The sequence below is a fragment of the Lachnospira hominis (ex Liu et al. 2021) genome (genome assembly GCF_014287955.1).
Lineage (GTDB): Bacteria > Bacillota > Clostridia > Lachnospirales > Lachnospiraceae > Lachnospira > Lachnospira hominis.
This window is the reverse complement of record NZ_JACOPD010000003.1, coordinates 73,044-91,500: the sequence shown is the minus strand read 5'-3', so window position 1 is coordinate 91,500 and position 18,457 is coordinate 73,044. Positions and strand designations below refer to the sequence as shown.

Below are 18,457 nucleotides of genomic sequence, written 5' to 3'. Positions count from 1 at the left end.
TTTATCAGCACGCTTCGATTTCTTTTATATTGCACTCATTTCCTACCGCAAGCCACGTATTATAACCTTTACAGTATGGACATTGTCTTCCATATTGCACTGTAGGATAAGTCTTTTCACAGTCATCACAATACGTAACCGCCTCTATTTTTTCAATTATCAACTTTGAGTCTTCAATAAGTTCATCTTTTTTACGGTAGTATTCCCAACAATCTGTGAGATAACTTTCCACTATGCCTGACACTTCTCCGATTTCAAGTGTGACACTGCCGATTTTACTTACATTTTCCTGCAATGCTACATGTTTTAATGTCTTGGCAACATGGACTATAATTCCCAATTCATGCATAAATTTCTCCAATCCGGCACGCTTATGCGTGGCATGCTATACTTGTGTGCACACAAATCCTGCTTGCTTATTTTTTATCTTTGTTAAACTTAATCTTGATTTCTCTCTTAATCATATAAGGAAGAATCTTTTTAAGTTTATCTTCTGATTTTGTCATTCGGCTTGCATCAGGCAGGTCTCTTGAAAGATGTATAGCATCAAATTCGCACTTTGTTGTACAAAGTCCGCATCCGATACATTTGTTAGGGTCTACAACTGTAGCACCACATCCAAGACATCTTGAAGCCTCTGTTTTAAGCTGTTCTTCTGTGAATATCTCACGTAAATCCCTGTATGTTGATGCTGCATCGCCTGATTTTCTGCCCGGTCTTTGTCTCTTTGCATTATCATACTCTTCAATGTCAAGATTATTCTTATCAAGCTCAATGAAATGTCTTAAATCTCTTGCAAGTGTGAGACTATGACCCTTATGTACAAATCTGTGAATTGATACACAACCTTCTTTTCCGGCTGCAATTGCATCTATTGCAAATCTAGGTCCTGTATATACATCACCGCCGACAAAAATATCCGGTTCTGCCGTCTGATATGTAACAGGATCCGCTTTTGCAGTACCATTTTTATTAAGTTCAACTTTTGTTCCTGCTAAAAGATTTCCCCAGATAATCTGCTGTCCAATTGAAAGAAGAACATTATCGCACTCTATTGTAATAGTATCATTCTCGTCATATACAGGAGCAAATCTCTTTTCTGCATTAAATACTGAAGTACACTTTTTAAGAACAACTGCTTTGACTCTGCCATTTTCAGTGATAATCTCTTTTGGTCCCCAGCCGTTGTTAATGCTGATATTTTCTTCTAATGCCTCTTCAATCTCATCTTTTGCTGCCGGCATCTCATCACGGCTTTCAAGACAATACATAGAAACATCATCTGAACCTGCACGAAGTGCTGTTCTTGCAACATCCATCGCAACATTGCCGCCGCCGATAACAACTGTTTTGCCACTAAGCTTCATATGTTCCTCATCTTTATTTACTTTGTTAAGGAACTCTATTCCGCTCATGACGCCCTTTGCATCTTCTCCCGGAACTCCTGCCATTCTTCCGCCTCTCGCACCGATAGCTATATAGAATGCTTTGTATCCTTCATCACGAAGCTGCTGTATCGTCACATCACTTCCGACATCAATGCCAAATCTGAATTCAACACCCATAGTCTTAAGCACTTCTATCTCTGCCGCAATAACATCTTTTTCAAGCCTGAATGACGGAATACCATTAAGAAGCATTCCTCCGGCTTTGTCTTCACGCTCGAAAACTGTTACAGGATAGCCTTTACATCTTAAATAATATGCTGCTGACATACCGGCCGGTCCTGCACCAACTATGGCAATCTTTTCTTCAAACTGTTTACCTTCATGATTTACAGTCTTAGGAATATATCTGTCTTTTTCATTAATCTCTTTTGCTGCGATGAACTTTTTAATCTCATCAATTGCGATAGGCTCATCAATCGTGCCTCTTGTACAGGCATCCTCACATCTTCTGTTACATATTGCACCACATACTGCCGGAAATGGATTTTCATTTTTGATAAGCTTCAATGCATCCATATATCTACCCTGCGATGCCATCTTTATGTAACCCTGTACAGGAAGATGTGCCGGACAGGCGGTCTTACAAGGTGCTGTACCTGTATCATAACAGTTAATCTTTGCATTATCCCTATAATCTGGATCCCATTTTTCTTTGCTCCACTTAACTGCATCAGGAAGCTCCGCCTGCGGATATTTAACCTGACCATCCTTTGTACAAAGTTTCTGTCCGAGCTTTGCTGCTCCTGTAGGACAAAATTCAACGCATCGTCCGCATGCGACACACTTATCTGATTCTACACTTGCACGATATGCTGAACGCGAAAGGTTCGGTGTGTTAAACAGTTGTGAAGTTCTAAGTGCGTTACAGACACCCGGTGCACAGTTACATATTGCAAATATCTTATCTTCACCATCAATGTTAGTAATCTGGTGTACAAAACCATTATCTTCGGCTCTTTGCAATATCTCAAGCACTTCATTGAGGTCTATATAACGTCCCTTTCCGGTCTCAACAAGATAATCAGCCATATCGCCTACACCGATACAAAGCTCACCCTCAATCTCACCGGTACCCTCACCGCGGACTCTCTGCTGTCTTCTGCACGAACATGCTCCGACTGCATATTTATTTTCATATTTCTTTAACCAGTATGAAATATGCTCAACACTTACTGACTGCTGTGTTGCCGGAATAGCCTGTTCAACAGGTATAACGTGCATACCGATTCCTGCACCGCCAAGCGGTACCATCGGTGTGATTTTTTCAAGCGGAAGTCTTGACATATTCTCAAAGAAATCTGCAAGTTCAGGATGTTCTTCAACCTGTTTTTCATTCATCATCATAAACTCAGCACAGCCCGGAACAAACATAGGAAGTATGTACTGCTTTACATGATCTTTATTTTCCCAATTATATTCTATAAGACCTATAACGCTCATTTCCTGTAAAAGTTCTTCTGTGCGTTCCAGACTTTTTCCGCACTTTTTGGCAATCTGTGGTGCCGTTGCAGGTGCTCTTACTTTCATAGAAAGTGCAACTTCTGCCATCTCATCGGTTATAACACCGGCAAGGCCCCAGTATTCAGGGTCTTTTGTCGTAACCTTGACACCGATTCTGTCTGTAATCTTCTGACCCAGCTTCAGAATCAGTTCTCTTTCTTCTGCCATATTTATCCTCCGTTCAGATTGTTTTAATTATAGTACAATTATACTACCCGTTTGTTAAAAAAACAACAATTTATAAACAATTTGATTTACAAATTTAGTCTATTTGATTAACTTTTGTGCATATGCTATTATGATTAAATAAAATAAAGAAAGGACAGGATTAATCACCGTGACAATTGCAGACTACACTCTCGAATATATAAATGGCATTCCTTATCTTATGCCTTATGGACAATCTGTTGCAGATTTAAAAAAATGTGTGAAACTCAATGACACCGGCATTTTTATATGGAACAGCCTTTCCGATGGCTTTGGAAGAGATGAAATTTTATCTGAAATGTGTAAAAAATACAACGCCGTTACTACCGATGATAAAACTATTCTTTCTGACGATCTTGATTCATTTTTAGACATACTTACAGCCTACAGGGTTTTTGAACGTGAAAATGATATTATAACCCTGCCGGATAATTCTAAACCGCATCATTTAAGAATTAATACAATTTCTATATGCATCAATGCACCGGATGAATATGTTTCAGACAATTTTTCCATTTTCCGCTATGATGACAATGAAGATTTGTCATTTGATACATTTAAGGATACAGTGCATGACGATATTACAATTAATATAACGCATTTTATTCCGTTTTTTCATCGTGGAAAAAAACAGGTTTTAAGAACTGATGAACTCACTCTTCTTGAAGATGATTCATTTTACATATGTAGATATAACAAACCATACGGACTGATTGAATGGCATCTTTCAAAGGACGGACGCACATGTAATATGTACTGTAAACGCACATCTGATACAGATTCAGACAAACCGGACATAAGTGAAGAAATATTTTTTGCCATAAGAACAATCTTTCTTTATAATGCTTCTTTTAAGGGAATGTATGCCATACACTCGGCATCAGTCCTTTATAAAGATAAAGCATGGCTGTTTTCAGGTCATTCAGGTGCCGGGAAATCAACGCATACAAATATGTGGAAAGAACTTTTTAACACGCCTGTCATTAACGGTGACTTAAATCTTATAGATATAAATACCACAGATGGAATTCCTGTAGTTATAGGAATTCCGTGGTGTGGCACTTCCGGCATTTATACCAGCCGCAGTTACCCGCTTGGCGGAATAACTTTTATAAAAAAAGACATTACTGACCAAGTTAGGCGAATTGACGGTGACGACGCTGTTTTAAGTATTGCACAACGCATGATATCACCGTGCTGGAATACCGGACTGCTTGAAAATAATCTTGCAGCATCAGAAAAAATAGCTGCCGGAATTACAGTTTTCAGACTCTGCTGCACCAAAAATCCTTCATCCGCATTTTTAATGAAAGAAGAAATCGACAATGAATATCATTAAACATATTATAAGGCGAATTAAAGAAGGCATGTTAAAAGACATGCTCCGACAGACTGTATGGATTTACGGATATGCACGACATTACTGGAAATCTATGATTTTTTATACACTTTCGGGGCTTACCGGAACTGCTATCGGACTGTTATCAAGTATTATTTCCAAAGATTTAGTAGATATTATAACCGGCCACCAGACAGGTGAACTCTTGAAAACCTTCTGCATGATGATTGGTTTTACAATTGGAAGTCAGGCAATATCACAGTTTACTTCATACCTTTCATCAAAGATAAGCATACGTGTTGACAATGAAATAAAAGCCGATATCTACGAGAAAATGTTATCGACTGACTGGGAGGCAATAACACATTATCACACAGGTGACCTGCTTGTCAGATGGAGTTCGGATGCATCCAATATTTCCAACGGAATATTGAGCTTTATCCCGAATCTTATAATTTATCTTTTCAAATTTATTATGGCTCTGGGCATTGTTATTTACCATGATGCAACATTTGCCATATTTGCATTAATCGGCATGCCTGTAAGTGTACTTATGTCAAGAAAACTCATGAACCGCATGGTCAATAATAATAAAAGAAGTGCCGCTCTGAATGCCGAAATGTCTGGCTTCAACCAGGAGTCACTCTCTAACATACAGACAATCAAGGCTTTTGACCTTATAAAATTGTATTGTGAAAGATTAAAAGATTTACAAACTAAATACCTGAAAATGAGACTTGAATTCAACCGCATGTCAGCTGTGACATCATTTATTATGGCTATTGTGGGAATGGCAGTATCTTACAGCTGTTACGGCTGGGGAATTTACCGTGTATGGAGCGGTGCTATAAGTTATGGTACTATGACGCTTTTCCTCTCACTTTCAGGTCAGCTTACAGGAACTTTAAACTCACTTATCTCACTTGTTCCTACAGCAATCAATCTTACTACCTCTGCAGGCCGTCTCATGGACATTCTTAACATGCCACGCGACGATTACTCGCAGACCGAAGAAGTTACACAGCTTTCCGATATGGGAAAAAAATATGGCATACGCCTTGAAATCAGCAATATGTCCTATAAATACAACTCAGGTACAGAAGTTTTTAAAAATGTCTCTTTTGAGGCTGCTCCACATGAAATTGTGGCACTTGTCGGTCCTTCCGGTGAGGGAAAAACCACTATGCTCCGCATTCTTCTCTCTCTTCTTCATCCATACGAAGGAACGTGCCTGCTAAAAAGCGGGGAGAATTACAATAACAGTCTTACACTTTCGCCTGCCGCAAGAGCATTATTTTCATATGTTCCACAGGGAAATACTATGTTTTCCGGCACAATTGCTGACAATATGAGAAGTGTAAAGCCGGATGCAGCAGATGCTGAAATAATTGAAGCTTTAAAGCTTTCATGTGCATGGGAATTCGTTTCGGAACTTCCTGACACAATCAACAGTGAAATAAAAGAACGCGGCGGCGGATTTTCCGAAGGTCAGGCACAGCGGCTCTCAATTGCCCGTGCAATCCTTAGGAAATCGCCTATTCTCCTGCTTGATGAGGCCACTTCCGCACTCGATGTTACAACAGAAAGAAATGTTCTTAAAAATATTATGAAAGATGATTACCCTCGTACATGTATTGTAACAACTCATCGTCCTACTGTTCTTACCATGTGTGACCGTGTATATTCAATCCATGACATGCAATGTACTCTTCTTAATGATGATGAGATTGAGGAAATCACAAGAAATTTTTAAATGTGTTATGAGAATCACAAAAAACCGCATCACCGGCAAAACCGATGATGCGGTTTTTATTATGTTATCTTAATTAATTACGCATTATCTGTCATATAAGCATATGTTACAGATAATCCTGCCTCTGATGTTACAATAACATCCCCCATTCCGATGTTATCCTTTGGATTATTCCAATATGAAAATGCAATCTTAATCTCCGGACCCGATGTAAGTACAGGCGTACCATTAGAACTACTGTATTCTACAGACTGGTTAAATCCAAGCGTTAAAAGCTGCTGGCTGCATGTATGACTTGTATCATGTCTTGCATTAACCTGAATTCTGTAATCGCCCCTGCCAAACTCCGGTCTCTGATGTATATTAGTTGTGACTGTATAACAACCACTCGCTGCATAAACCCCTTCAGCAACATCGTCACAACCTACAACTACAGGTTTCTTGTAATCGGTCATAAAAATCCACCTCCAAAAAAACTAATACCTTCAGTAACTATTATAGTATATCATATGTCAGGCATATGTCAATTTGCATATTTTTTTATTTTTTATTTAGTCATTCTTCTAAAATGTAATAATTTAACGCATTACTCTTGCATGAAATCCAAAAAAAGGATATATTTTAAATATCAATTTTTAAAGGAGTTTTATAATGGAACAAAGAGAATCCCTTGGCTCCCGCCTCGGTTTTATTCTGTTATCTGCCGGTTGTGCAATCGGCATCGGTAATGTATGGAAATTTCCATATATAACAGGACAATACGGTGGCGGAGCTTTTGTTGTTATCTATCTTATATTCCTTATTCTTATGGGTGCTCCCATTATGACTATGGAATTTGCTATCGGCCGTGCCAGCCGCAAAAGCCCTTTTCTTGACTGTAAAGTGCTCGAAAAGCCGGGTACAAAATGGCACTATCATGGTTATCTTGCCATTGTCGGCAATTATCTTCTGATGATGTTTTATACGACCGTAACAGGCTGGATGCTTTACTATTTTTATAAAAGTCTCACAGGTCATTTTAATAATGCATCAGTTGAAACAGTAAGCACAACTTTTACAAATATGACAGCAAACCCATATATCCTTGTCGGATTTATGATAATTACAGTTGTTACTGGATTTCTTGTATGCTCACTTGGTGTACAGAATGGTGTTGAAAAAATTACAAAGGTAATGATGCTTGCACTTCTTGCACTTATTATATTACTTGCAATTCACAGCATGCTTCTCAAAGGTGGTATTGAAGGACTTAAGTTTTATCTTGTTCCTGATTTTAACAAGGTTGCCGAAATCGGGCTGTTTAATGTTATTGTTGCTGCAATGAATCAGGCATTTTTTACATTAAGTCTCGGAATTGGTGCAATGTCAATCTTTGGAAGCTATATTGGAAAAGAGCAATCACTCTTTGGTGAATCAATAAGAGTTTGTATACTTGATACATTTGTTGCTATATTTGCCGGTCTCATAATTTTCCCAGCATGCTCTGCATTCGGTGTTAATGCTGACAGCGGTCCAAGTCTTATATTTGTGACACTGCCTAATATTTTCAGCAATATGGCAGGTGGACAGCTTTGGGGAAGTCTTTTCTTCCTCTTTATGTCATTTGCAGCATTTTCAACCGTAATTGCCGTATTTGAAGGTATTATTGCATGTTTCATGGATATGACAGGTGTTTCACGTAAAAAATCATGTTACATTAATATTATAATTATGATAATACTTTCACTTCCATGTGCGTTGGGCTTCAATATTTTATCAGGAGTTAATCCTCTCGGTGCCGGCTCAACAATCCTTGATCTTGAAGACTTCCTTGTAAGTGATTTAATACTCCCTATAGGTTCACTCATCTATCTTTTATTCTGTGTATGCAAAAATGGATGGGGCTGGGATAACTTTATCAAAGAAGCCAATACAGGAAAAGGCATTAAGTTAAGCAGTAAATTAAAAATATATCTTACATATGTACTTCCTCTTCTTATTATTTTCAAATTCATAATCGGATTAAAAGCCAGATTTTTTTAAATCTGTATTATTCTAAAAAATAATACAAAAGCAGCGGAATCCTGACACATTTCCAAGTGTTAAGTTCCCGCTGCTTTTTTGTTTTTCTTATTTCCATGGTCTGTTTTGTGATTTCTGTGGCTGCCATGAATTTCCGGCCGCAGTAGTCATAAGATTTGCCGTATATGCATCTTCAAGAGCATATCTTAAAGGATAAACTTCTTCTCCTCCGTCAACATATTTTTTCATTCCAGCCAGCACTCTCGCAGCCGCTGTTTCATCTTCACCAAGTCCACATATACCAAAAGGCGGAATGTACAATTTTCTTCCCCGGAAACTTACTGCCAATATTTCTCCTGTTTCCTCATCTTTATAAACATCCATTTTTTCTGATGCAGCAACATTATTATCTTTCAGGAAATATACCATATTATCTGTTATCTCGCCTCTTGTTCCACGAACATTTATAAATCTGTTTCTTATATCACTTCTGTACTGGTCTGACATAAAATCATAAAATGCTGTCTTTTCGTTGTCATATTCCATAATAAGGTGCTTTTCTTCTTTACTTACAACATCACCTTTTGTAAGAGTTTCGTAACGTGTTTTTGTATCAGTGACTTTCATCTGATATGCTTTTCCTATAACATTTACATCATTTATTCCTGTATCAAGAAACTCACGTATTATGCTGACTGCATGATAATCATGCATACATGATATAGTCATTGAAACAGATTCACCTATAAGACCGGATTTTACTATCTGTATTCTTGCATCATATGTCGGATAAAATGCATACTGTTCAGCAACCTGCAGCTTATTACACGTATAATTGTTGTTTTTTATATTTTCCCATACCTGAAAAAGTCTGCCGTTATCGAGCGAAACCGGGGTCTCTGAAAGAACCGGAATTCCGATATTCAGCCATTTTTCAACCGTATCACACATAAGTGTTTTCGTAACAGCTGATACAACAAAATCAGGCTTTGAATTTATCATATCTTCATCTTTACATGTCACAGGAAAATCGAATTTTTCTTTTACTCTGCATGCTGATTCCTCACTATGACAAAGAACCATACATATTTCAAACTGTTCAGGAAGTGCTTTTGCTATTCTGAAATACAAAGAAGCTCTGTAACCTGAACCTAGCACACCAAATCTTATCATATTATACCTCCTTATTTTCTTCTAATTCTGTGAAACTGCGGCTTAATGGTAATTTCCTGTATCACCGCACCGTCCCTGATATTTATTATATATTCAACCGTCTGTGCAACCTCTTGTGGCTCAAGATGTGCCGCCATATCCTCATCTTCTTTAAAATCCGCATTCCTGTATAAATCAGTGCTTGTCATATCAGGATGAACTGACACGACTTTCACTCCATATTTTCTTGCCTCATCAAACAGACTTCTCGAAAATGCCGTAAGCCCCGCCTTTGACGCACCATACGCACATCCATGCGGACTTGACTGTAATGCTGTAACTGATGAAATATTAATTATAAATCCTTTACTTTTCTTTAACTGACGCAGCACAAGCTGCGAAAGAATCATCGGTGCTTCAAAATTAGTTCTTACAATTTCCTTTATCTTTGCCGCATTAAGTTCTTCATGTAAACCATAATAACCGACACCGGCATTATTTATAAGAATATACAATTCATTCTCTGACATGATTTTTTTTAAAATCTGCGTTATTTTTTCTGTATCTGTTATATCACATTCTATCATGTTAAATTGTTCTTCTTTATGTACTTTTGAAAAATCTCTCGCAATTCCAAAAACTTCATATCCGTTTTTTACAAGCATTCTGCTTATCGCAAGACCAATTCCTGATGATGCTCCAGTTACAACCGCCGCTTTTTTCATATTTTTGTTTCTCCAGTCACAATCTATAATTTTATTATTTTTCCTGCCGCTCCCATAAAAATATTTTATCTTTTTCAACGTATCTGCTTACCAGCGATACCATATAATCTTCCATATCTCTCATAATTTCATCCGGATAATGATAATATCCATTATCATTTTTATATGGGAACTGAACAGCTGCACTAAATGGTTCTTCTTTACGCATATTTTTCATGTACTCCGCAGAAATTCTAAATGTTCCGACACTTATATCAAGAAGTTTATTTAAGTCAATTCTGCCTGTTATTTTGTCAAACATATCTGTATAAACACTTTTCCAGTTTTTACAATATATCATTGGGTCAAATGCAATCCGCGTTTTTAACCCCTTATCCAATGCAAGTTCAATACAGCTGATTCTTGAATCAAGAGAGGCTGTTTTGTGCTCGAATTTGGAAATAATTTCATCAGGTGACATCGTAAATGCAAATATAATATTGTCTGATGGAGCAATTTCTTTTAAAAATTTTTCACATGAACTTTTTGTTCTTATCTCAATTTTTAAATCAGTATGTCTTTCTGCAAAATCCACCCATTTTTTTGTATATCCGAAAATATTTTCTACTGCAAGCAAATCTGTATCATATGAAACGCAAAGATATACAGGATGTTTTTGCAGCAATTTATACACTTCATCAAAAATGTCGTCTAAATTAACAAACAGTACGACATTTCCTGATGGATACATGCCTTTAAGATAACAATACTCACAGTCAAACACACAATTCATCATACATGATGTATAATAAAAATGTTCATTTCCAAAGCTCTGGCATACAGGTGCACCAGCATATACAAGATTATTTTCTTTTTTTGCAATTATAAGATTCTGTGTCCTATGCTGCAAAACCGATGACTGCCGGCTTCTGCAGAACACATCTTTGTAGTGGTCGATATATATAATGTGTGACTGTGGAAATTTATTCAGGATTCTTACTGTATCGGGCATATCCGCAACCGATTTTTCAACATATATATGCGAAAAAAAACTGTTATAATAATCTGCTTTTAAGTTGTTCAAATCTCTTTTTTCCTTCTCTCTTATCATTACACGGCATCATATTTTCTTCATACATCTTACACACAACACCATTAATATCTATATTTTCAATAAAGCAATATCTTATATACTGCCTTAATTCATATTCCATCGTTTTTGAACAGCACAAATCCCGGCAAAGCTTGTCTGCAAGCTGCTTTTCCTTTGCTGCCTTTTCATCACCGGCACATGAAATATCATCCAGAATATCACGAAGCCTGTTTATATATTCACCAATAATATTAATATGATTTTCCACAAGTGCAGTTATATAATCCGGCGTTATCCCCTCTGTATCACCATTATCAGAGAGAATTTTTACAAAACTCATCTCGTGCGGTGCAAAAAAGTACGCACCTGCCTGCCATACAAATGCTGCTTCCATATCGTATAATACTGTATCTGATGTATTCTGCGGATTTTTGTCGTTTTTATTCCCAAAAAGAACGGCAGATGTTATAATTTCCGCTTCTTTAAAAGGATTTTTATATATCATATCAGGATAAAATGTACGTTTTGATGATTCATCCGTAATTTTGCTGCATATGTATATTTCATCCGAAGCCGATGCTGATGCTGATGCACAAGTTCCGATATTTACAAGAAAATTTTTGTCTGCTTTCAAATCAAGCTTTGCACATACACCCGCTACCGATGACGCAGCAGCAGCATTACCTGTCCCTGTAATAATTAACAATATTTCTTTTTCTTCATTTGCAAATACTGTAAACGGCATATATGACTCATCTTTTTTTAATCTGTATTTCTCAATCAGCGGTTTTGCCTCGCAGTAAATTGCCATTGCCAAAATTATCATTTTCTGCACTCCGGTCACATTCAATTTTTCATTATTATAGCAAATCTTCCCGTTTTTTTCCTGTTTTTTCTTTAATTTTAATAAATTAATTCACTGTTTAACTTTAAATTCCGTTCTTTATCATATATAATTTTATATAATAACGTATGCAATCTGCCCGCAGATACATATATCCACATAACTATGAGAAACACGCTCCGCGAGTTTCTCAAGTTATCGCGGCAGTCGCCAAGGTCTCGTGCAAGCACGGACTTTGGCTCGTTACACACGTATATAATATGCCACAAAAAATATCTATTGTGGCAGAATGGAGTATTTATGAAAAAATTAGGTTTCGGAACCATGAGACTCCCTCTTATTAATCCAGAGGATAAGACAAGCATTGACCAGAATTATTTTAATCAGCTTGCAGATAAATTTATTGAAAAAGGATTTAATTATTTTGATACAGCATATCCTTATCATGATGAAAAATCTGAAGGGGCAATTAAAAAAGCCCTGACCGAAAGGTATGACCGCAAAGATTACATACTTGCAGACAAGATGCCTACCATTCTTGTAAAATCCGGTGATGAATATCCTATGTACTTTAACAGACAGCTTGAAAGAACCGGTGCCGAATATTTTGACTATTATCTTATGCACAACATGGGAAAAGACAGATATGCAAAGACCACTGAATTCGGTGGATTTGAATTTGCCGAAGAGATGAAAAAAGAAGGAAAAATCAGAAAACTTGGATTTTCATTTCACGATGATGCTGAAACTCTTGACAGAATCCTTACAGAACACCCTGATGTCGATTTTGTACAGCTTCAGATTAATTATTTTGACTGGAATAACAAAATAATACAATCTCGTCTGTGCTACGAAACTGTCGTAAGACACTGCAAACCTATTATTGTAATGGAGCCTGTAAAGGGGGGTACTCTTGCAAATCTTCCAAAAGAAGCTGCTGATTTGTTAAGAGAATTCAATCCAGATGCTTCACCTGCATCATATGCTCTCCGGTTTGCGGCTTCACTTGATAATGTTTTTATGGTTTTAAGCGGCATGAATACAATGGAACAGGTACTTGATAACACTTCTGTTTTTGATAATCTCACACCGCTTAATGAAGAGGAAAAAGAAATTCTTGAAAAAGTTATTAAAATAATTGAAAAATCGGTTGAAATTCCTTGTACATCATGTGGCTACTGTATGGAAGTCTGTCCGAAAAACATACCTATACCACAGCTTTTTGGTCTTTACAACAACTATAAAATTAACAATAATTTTTCAAACATGTACCACAACCGCATAATTTATAACCGTGGAAAATCTTCCGACTGTCTGAACTGCCACCGCTGCGAAAAGAACTGTCCGCAGCATATTGCAATTCCTGACAATCTCAAAAAGATTGCAGCCTTTGAAAAATAATATGTAAAAAATAATTAATTAATAAAAAGCAAAAACCGCCAGATCCGTTATTGCACGGATTCTGACGGTTTTATGTATACACTAAAATTGATTTTTAATTTTAATCAGCCCATCTCTCCACGAATGTCCCGTGTAGGCGGATCCATCGGATAATTACCTGTAAAGCAGGCATCACAGAATCCCGTTCCTCCACAAATCATCTCGCTTAATCTGTCAACTTCAAGATAACCGAGCGAATCTGCTCCTATTATTTTACAGATTTCATCTACTGTCTTTCCTGTAGCGATAAGCTGGTCTTCTGACGGAATATCCGTACCGAAATAACAAGGATGTTTAAACGGCGGTGAGCTTATACGCACATGAACTTCCTTTGCTCCGGAATTTTTAAGAAGGCTTACAATTCTTGCACTTGTTGTACCTCTTACGATTGAGTCATCAATCATAACAACTCTCTTTCCGGCAACTGCTTCTTTTAATACGTTAAGCTTAACTTTTACGCTTGATTCTCTCTGTGCCTGTTTCGGCTTGATGAAAGTTCTTCCGACATAGTTATTTTTTATAAATGCATTTCCGTAAGGAATACCTGATTCAAGTGAAAATCCAAGTGCCGCAGGATTTCCCGATTCAGGAACACCCACAACCAAATCTGCATCTACAGGATGAGTTTTTGCAAGAATACGTCCTGCGTTAATTCTTGATTCATATACACCCATTCCATCAATCTTACTATCAGGTCTTGCAAAATAAATATATTCGAATATACATCTTGCGTTATTTTTCTGACAAAGTGATGTATCAGATTCAATTCCTTTGCTTGTAATTGTTACAACTTCACCCGGAAGTACATCTCTTACAAATTCCGCACCGACTGTATCTAATGCACAGGTCTCTGATGATAAGAAATATGTATTATCTCTCTTACCAATGCAAAGCGGCTTAAATCCAAACGGGTCTCTTGCACCGATAAGCTTTCTCGGACTCATTACTACAAGCGAATAAGCACCTTTTATCTTTAACATTGCATTTTTAACTGCCTCTTCGACAGTTCCTACTTTGAGTCTTTCTCTCGCAATAAGATATGCAATTACTTCTGAATCAATAGTTGTCTGAAAAATAGCACCTGTATATGACAATTCCTCACGCAGCTCAACTGCATTAAGAAGATTACCATTATGTGCCATACCGAGTGTTCCCTTGACATAATTAAGAACAAGAGGCTGTGCATTCTCACGGACACTGCTGCCAGCTGTCGAATAACGCACATGTCCGACACCGATATTTCCTTTTAATTTTTCAAGATTTTCCGGATTAAACACTTCATTTACAAGACCCATATCTTTGTAAGACATTACCTTGCCCTTAGGGCCATTGGTATCACTTACGGCAATACCGCAGCTTTCCTGTCCTCTGTGCTGTAATGCAAAAAGACCATAGTATATTGTAGATGCAACGTCTTCTCCATCAAAATCATATGCACCGAATACTCCGCACTCCTCATGAAGCCCGTCAAAATCGGCTGTATTCATAATATTATTGTTATCCATCAACTTCTCCATACTCTTATTTGTCTAAAATTATTTAGAAAATGGTGTGCCTGTTAAAAGTTCATATGCTTCTTTGTACTTGTCAACGGTCTTTGTTACAACCTCATCAGGAAGAAGTAAATCATTATCAGGATTTGCCTTTAACCAGTCTCTTACAAACTGTTTATCGAATGAAGGCTGTCCCTGACCAGGCTTATAGCCTTCCAATGGCCAGAATCTTGAACTGTCCGGTGTGAGCATCTCATCGCCGATTACCACATTGCCATCTTCATCAAGACCGAATTCAAACTTTGTATCAGCAATTATAATTCCTTTGCTGAGTGCATATTCTGCACATTTCTTATAAAGTGTGATTGTGCAGTCCTTTATTTTTGTAGCATAGTATTCGCCTTTTCCAGGAAATGCTTTTTCAAGAACTTCAATACTTCTCTCATATGAAATATTCTCGTCATGGTCGCCAACTTCAGCTTTTGTACTTGGTGTGTAGATTGGCTCAGGAAGCTTTTCAGACTCCTGTAATCCTTCAGGAAGCTTAATGCCACAGACTGTTCCGTTTTCTTTGTAGCTTGCCCAGCCGCTGCCTGTGATATAACCTCTTACGATACATTCAATAGGAAGCATCTTTAACTTCTTGCACTTCATGCTTCTGCCTTTATACTCATCCTTATGGAAGAATTCAGGCATATCATTAACATCTACAGAAATCATATGATTAGGAACTACGTCCTTTGTATAATCAAACCAGAACTTTGACATCTGAGTAAGAATAGCGCCCTTATCAGTAATCTTGTTCTTCAGGATATTGTCAAATGCTGATATACGGTCTGTTGCAACCATTATCAAGCTGTCACCATTGTCATAAACTTCTCTTACTTTTCCTTCATAAAGTAATTTTAAGTTTTCCATTATAATCCTCCGTTTCTGTACATGTCTGTCCCAGCATAAGGACACATGCCATTATATTAATATTGGTTAAGCATGTCACTTTTTAAAGCAACACAGACAAATTATATAACAAAGAAATGTCAAAATCAATAATCTGTGTGTTTTATGCAAAAATAATATTCATTGTCAGTGTTCTTATATATTACTATGTATGATTTTGGAATCTCACCGTTCTGCGGTTTCTGATATTTTGTTGCACCTTCTATATATCTTGGATAAATAATATAATATGCCAGCAATTCCGCACCAGCTTCAATCATCCAATCCTCATCGAAAATTTTATCCGTATCCGGCTCTGTCTTTTCCTCTTCATAATAATATATCAGACTTCTCATTGCTTTATCCTCTACAACAGTTGCGTTAAGTTCATAAGGATATACCGTTATATTCTGATATGATAATGCCTTATAATCTCCGATTCTGCTTCTGTCAAAAGCATTATCAAGCTTTTTAAGCAATTTATCAGAAGAACTTCCACTTATTTTAAACTTTCCAATATAATCACCAGTATTTTCGTCATAATCAAATCGCACTTTTTTGCAAAACACTGGTATTGTGAAATCTTTTTCATACCACATTATGGTGTGTTTCATTATATACCTGGGACTTTTTATGTAAAATATTCTTCCTGCTATCACCAATACAATACCAGCGAGCAGAATTACTGGTATTATTGTTTTTTTATTTGATTTAATAAAATCACCTCCTGCTTTATCATTTGATTTATGTATTCTTATTCCATTTCAAATTTGGTCCTCCCCAGTCCTCCAATTCTGTATATACAACATGCTTTATGCTTATATAATATTTATTTTGTTTATTTTTATATACTGTCACAAAACTGTCTCTTTCTTTTCCATCATATTGATATAATGTATAATTCAAATATTTATCCGCATATATTTCATATATCGCCAAAATCTCCGCATCAGCCTCCGCAAGCCAGCTTTCTTCAAATAAATCTGCCGAATTTATGTCTTCTCTGTTATATAATGTATTATTTTTTTCTTTATCTTCTAACAACAGCCAATTCCATACCAACGTACTGTTTAATGTGTTAGAATCTATAATTTGTACATTTTTCTCATCAATCCACGGCTTCTTTTTCAAAGAAACATAACTTCTGTCATACAAATAATTTAATTTTTCCAATATTTTGTCTGCCTGTCTTTTGCTGATTTCAAACTTTCCGCAATAGCTTCCTGTTTTTATGTCATATTCAAATCTTATCTGCCTGCAAAATACAGGAATTGTAAAATCTCTTTCATAACGCATTACCGTTCTTTTTATTATCTGTCTCGGGCTTATAAAATACAGAACCACAAATACTATAACAGACAGACAAACCGACAATTTTATTAATATTCTTTTCTTTTTATTCATCTGACCCCCTTATAATTTATGAATTATTACTTTACTTCAAATTAGGCCCTCCACAATCCTCTAATTCTGTATATACAACGTATTTTATACTTATATAATATTTATTTTGTTTATTTTTATATACTGTCACAAAACTGTTTCTTTCTTTTCCATCATATTGATATAATGTATAATTCAAATATTTATCCGCATAAATATTATATATCGCCAGAATCTCTGCATCAGCTTCTGTAAGCCAGCTTTCTTCAAATAATCCCTCTGATTTTATATCTTTTCTGTTATGTAATATTTCACCTGTATCTTCAGATTCCAATAACAAATTCCATATTATTGTACTGTTCAATATAGTTGAATCTAAAATTTGTGCATATTTATCTTCCATTATTTTTTTCTTCCAAAAATAAACATAACTTCTGTCATACAAATAATTTAATTTTTCCAATATTTTGTCTGCCTGTCTTTTGCTGATTTCAAACTTTCCGCAATAGCTTCCTGTTTTTATGTCATATTCAAATCTTACCTGCCTGCAAAATACAGGAATTGTAAAATCTCTTTCATAACGCATTACCGTTCTTTTTATTATCTGTCTCGGGCTTATAAAATACAGAACCGCAAATACTATAACAAACAGGCAAACCGACAATTTTATTAATATTCTTTTCTTTTTATTCATCTGACCCCCTTATTTTATTTATGTATCAAGCATATTTATCAGTTGATATAATCTATACATTTTTCCATCAGGTGCAGCACCTCATTTTGATTTACTACACCATCTCCAGCCAATACTTTTCCTGTGACTGACCTTGCAAATGCCGAGGCTATATTTTCTCCTGCTTTTTCTATTTTCCCTACACTACACTGTAATAAAACAAGTCTCTGTACAGGTTTCTTTTTTAATTTCTCTATATCCTGTATTGACATTCTCATTGGACTTGAACCAACATCACTGAATATTTCCGTTGGCGTACCGTGCATATTCATTATTAACGAATATATATTACAATCTTTTTCATCATACATCCCTAACGAATTCCATGCTTTATCAAATTCATCCTGTGTATCTGTCTTTATCTTCACCACAGCATATATTTTATTTCGAGAATTATATGGATTATTTTCATTATCTCTTATATTTTCCAA

General features: G+C 36.3%; 17 protein-coding genes. 4 read left to right on the top strand and 13 right to left on the bottom strand.

Annotated features, from left to right (window positions below):
* Positions 1 to 4 precede the first annotated feature (4 nt).
* Both H8S01_RS05020 and H8S01_RS05015 read right to left on the bottom strand, forming a co-directional pair.
* Positions 5 to 349 carry a hydrogenase maturation nickel metallochaperone HypA gene (locus H8S01_RS05020; RefSeq protein WP_021867057.1) on the bottom strand — a complete coding sequence of 115 codons (345 nt, stop codon included), beginning with the start codon at positions 347 to 349 and terminating at the stop codon, positions 5 to 7.
* Between the two features lie 67 nt (positions 350 to 416).
* Positions 417 to 3,116 carry an FAD-dependent oxidoreductase gene (locus H8S01_RS05015; RefSeq protein ID WP_186836411.1) on the bottom strand — a complete coding sequence of 900 codons (2,700 nt, stop codon included), beginning with the start codon at positions 3,114 to 3,116 and terminating at the stop codon, positions 417 to 419.
* 169 nt (positions 3,117 to 3,285) lie between these two features.
* Between H8S01_RS05015 and H8S01_RS05010 the strand changes: the two genes are divergently transcribed.
* Together H8S01_RS05010 and H8S01_RS05005 are read left to right on the top strand one after the other, a co-directional pair.
* Positions 3,286 to 4,494 carry a PqqD family protein gene (locus H8S01_RS05010; protein WP_186836410.1) on the top strand — a complete coding sequence of 403 codons (1,209 nt, stop codon included), beginning with the start codon at positions 3,286 to 3,288 and terminating at the stop codon, positions 4,492 to 4,494.
* Positions 4,481 to 6,247 carry an ABC transporter ATP-binding protein gene (locus tag H8S01_RS05005; protein ID WP_021867060.1) on the top strand — a complete coding sequence of 589 codons (1,767 nt, stop codon included), beginning with the start codon at positions 4,481 to 4,483 and terminating at the stop codon, positions 6,245 to 6,247. The genes H8S01_RS05010 and H8S01_RS05005 overlap by 14 nt, the downstream gene beginning before the upstream one ends.
* Before the next feature lie 77 nt (positions 6,248 to 6,324).
* Here the strand turns inward: H8S01_RS05005 and H8S01_RS05000 are convergent, their stop codons facing one another.
* Entirely contained in the window at positions 6,325 to 6,702 is a 378-nt protein-coding gene (locus H8S01_RS05000) for a hypothetical protein (RefSeq protein WP_186836409.1), read from the bottom strand.
* A 196-nt stretch (positions 6,703 to 6,898) separates the two neighbouring features.
* Here H8S01_RS05000 and H8S01_RS04995 point away from each other — a divergent pair, with 196 nt between their 5' ends.
* Positions 6,899 to 8,269, top strand: a complete 1,371-nt coding sequence (locus tag H8S01_RS04995) for a sodium-dependent transporter (protein ID WP_021867062.1) — start codon at positions 6,899 to 6,901, stop codon at positions 8,267 to 8,269.
* An 87-nt stretch (positions 8,270 to 8,356) separates the two neighbouring features.
* Here H8S01_RS04995 and H8S01_RS04990 read toward each other — a convergent pair whose 3' ends face one another.
* From H8S01_RS04990 to H8S01_RS04975, 4 genes are read right to left on the bottom strand one after another with little or no spacing between them, the layout of a single operon-like run.
* Complete coding sequence (locus H8S01_RS04990) at positions 8,357 to 9,421, bottom strand: Gfo/Idh/MocA family oxidoreductase (protein WP_186836408.1); 1,065 nt, start codon at positions 9,419 to 9,421, stop codon at positions 8,357 to 8,359.
* 11 nt (positions 9,422 to 9,432) lie between these two features.
* Complete coding sequence (locus H8S01_RS04985) at positions 9,433 to 10,125, bottom strand: SDR family NAD(P)-dependent oxidoreductase (protein ID WP_186836407.1); 693 nt, start codon at positions 10,123 to 10,125, stop codon at positions 9,433 to 9,435.
* Positions 10,126 to 10,159: 34 nt separating this feature from the next.
* The gene (locus tag H8S01_RS04980; protein ID WP_243204216.1) at positions 10,160 to 11,188 is read right to left on the bottom strand and encodes an SPL family radical SAM protein; all 1,029 of its coding nucleotides are present in this window, start codon (positions 11,186 to 11,188) and stop codon (positions 10,160 to 10,162) included.
* On the bottom strand, positions 11,160 to 12,023 hold the full coding sequence (locus tag H8S01_RS04975; RefSeq protein ID WP_186836405.1) for a hypothetical protein: 864 nt from the start codon (positions 12,021 to 12,023) through the stop codon (positions 11,160 to 11,162). Before H8S01_RS04975 ends, H8S01_RS04980 begins: the two co-directional genes overlap by 29 nt.
* A 318-nt stretch (positions 12,024 to 12,341) precedes the next feature.
* Between H8S01_RS04975 and H8S01_RS04970 the strand changes: the two genes are divergently transcribed.
* Positions 12,342 to 13,442 (top strand): aldo/keto reductase, encoded by a 1,101-nt coding sequence (locus H8S01_RS04970; protein ID WP_186836404.1) that lies wholly within the window; start codon positions 12,342 to 12,344, stop codon positions 13,440 to 13,442.
* A 104-nt stretch (positions 13,443 to 13,546) separates the two neighbouring features.
* On the opposite strand, the gene purF is transcribed toward H8S01_RS04970, so the two are convergent.
* The 6 genes from purF to H8S01_RS04940 all read right to left on the bottom strand — a co-directional run bounded on the left by purF (position 13,547) and on the right by H8S01_RS04940 (position 18,397).
* A complete protein-coding gene (gene purF / locus H8S01_RS04965) occupies positions 13,547 to 14,986 on the bottom strand; it encodes an amidophosphoribosyltransferase (protein WP_330605495.1) in 1,440 nt (479 codons plus the stop codon).
* Between the two features lie 30 nt (positions 14,987 to 15,016).
* Positions 15,017 to 15,892: a phosphoribosylaminoimidazolesuccinocarboxamide synthase gene (locus H8S01_RS04960; RefSeq protein ID WP_021867069.1), complete on the bottom strand. Its 876-nt coding sequence runs from the start codon at positions 15,890 to 15,892 to the stop codon at positions 15,017 to 15,019.
* Positions 15,893 to 16,017: 125 nt separating this feature from the next.
* Complete coding sequence (locus tag H8S01_RS04955; protein WP_186836403.1) at positions 16,018 to 16,509, bottom strand: hypothetical protein; 492 nt, start codon at positions 16,507 to 16,509, stop codon at positions 16,018 to 16,020.
* Positions 16,510 to 16,654: 145 nt separating this feature from the next.
* On the bottom strand, positions 16,655 to 17,314 hold the full coding sequence (locus tag H8S01_RS04950; protein WP_186836402.1) for a hypothetical protein: 660 nt from the start codon (positions 17,312 to 17,314) through the stop codon (positions 16,655 to 16,657).
* Between the two features lie 31 nt (positions 17,315 to 17,345).
* Positions 17,346 to 17,987, bottom strand: a complete 642-nt coding sequence (locus tag H8S01_RS04945) for a hypothetical protein (RefSeq protein WP_186836401.1) — start codon at positions 17,985 to 17,987, stop codon at positions 17,346 to 17,348.
* Positions 17,988 to 18,025: 38 nt separating this feature from the next.
* Entirely contained in the window at positions 18,026 to 18,397 is a 372-nt protein-coding gene (locus tag H8S01_RS04940) for a hypothetical protein (protein WP_186836400.1), read from the bottom strand.
* Between the last annotated feature and the right edge of the window lie 60 nt (positions 18,398 to 18,457).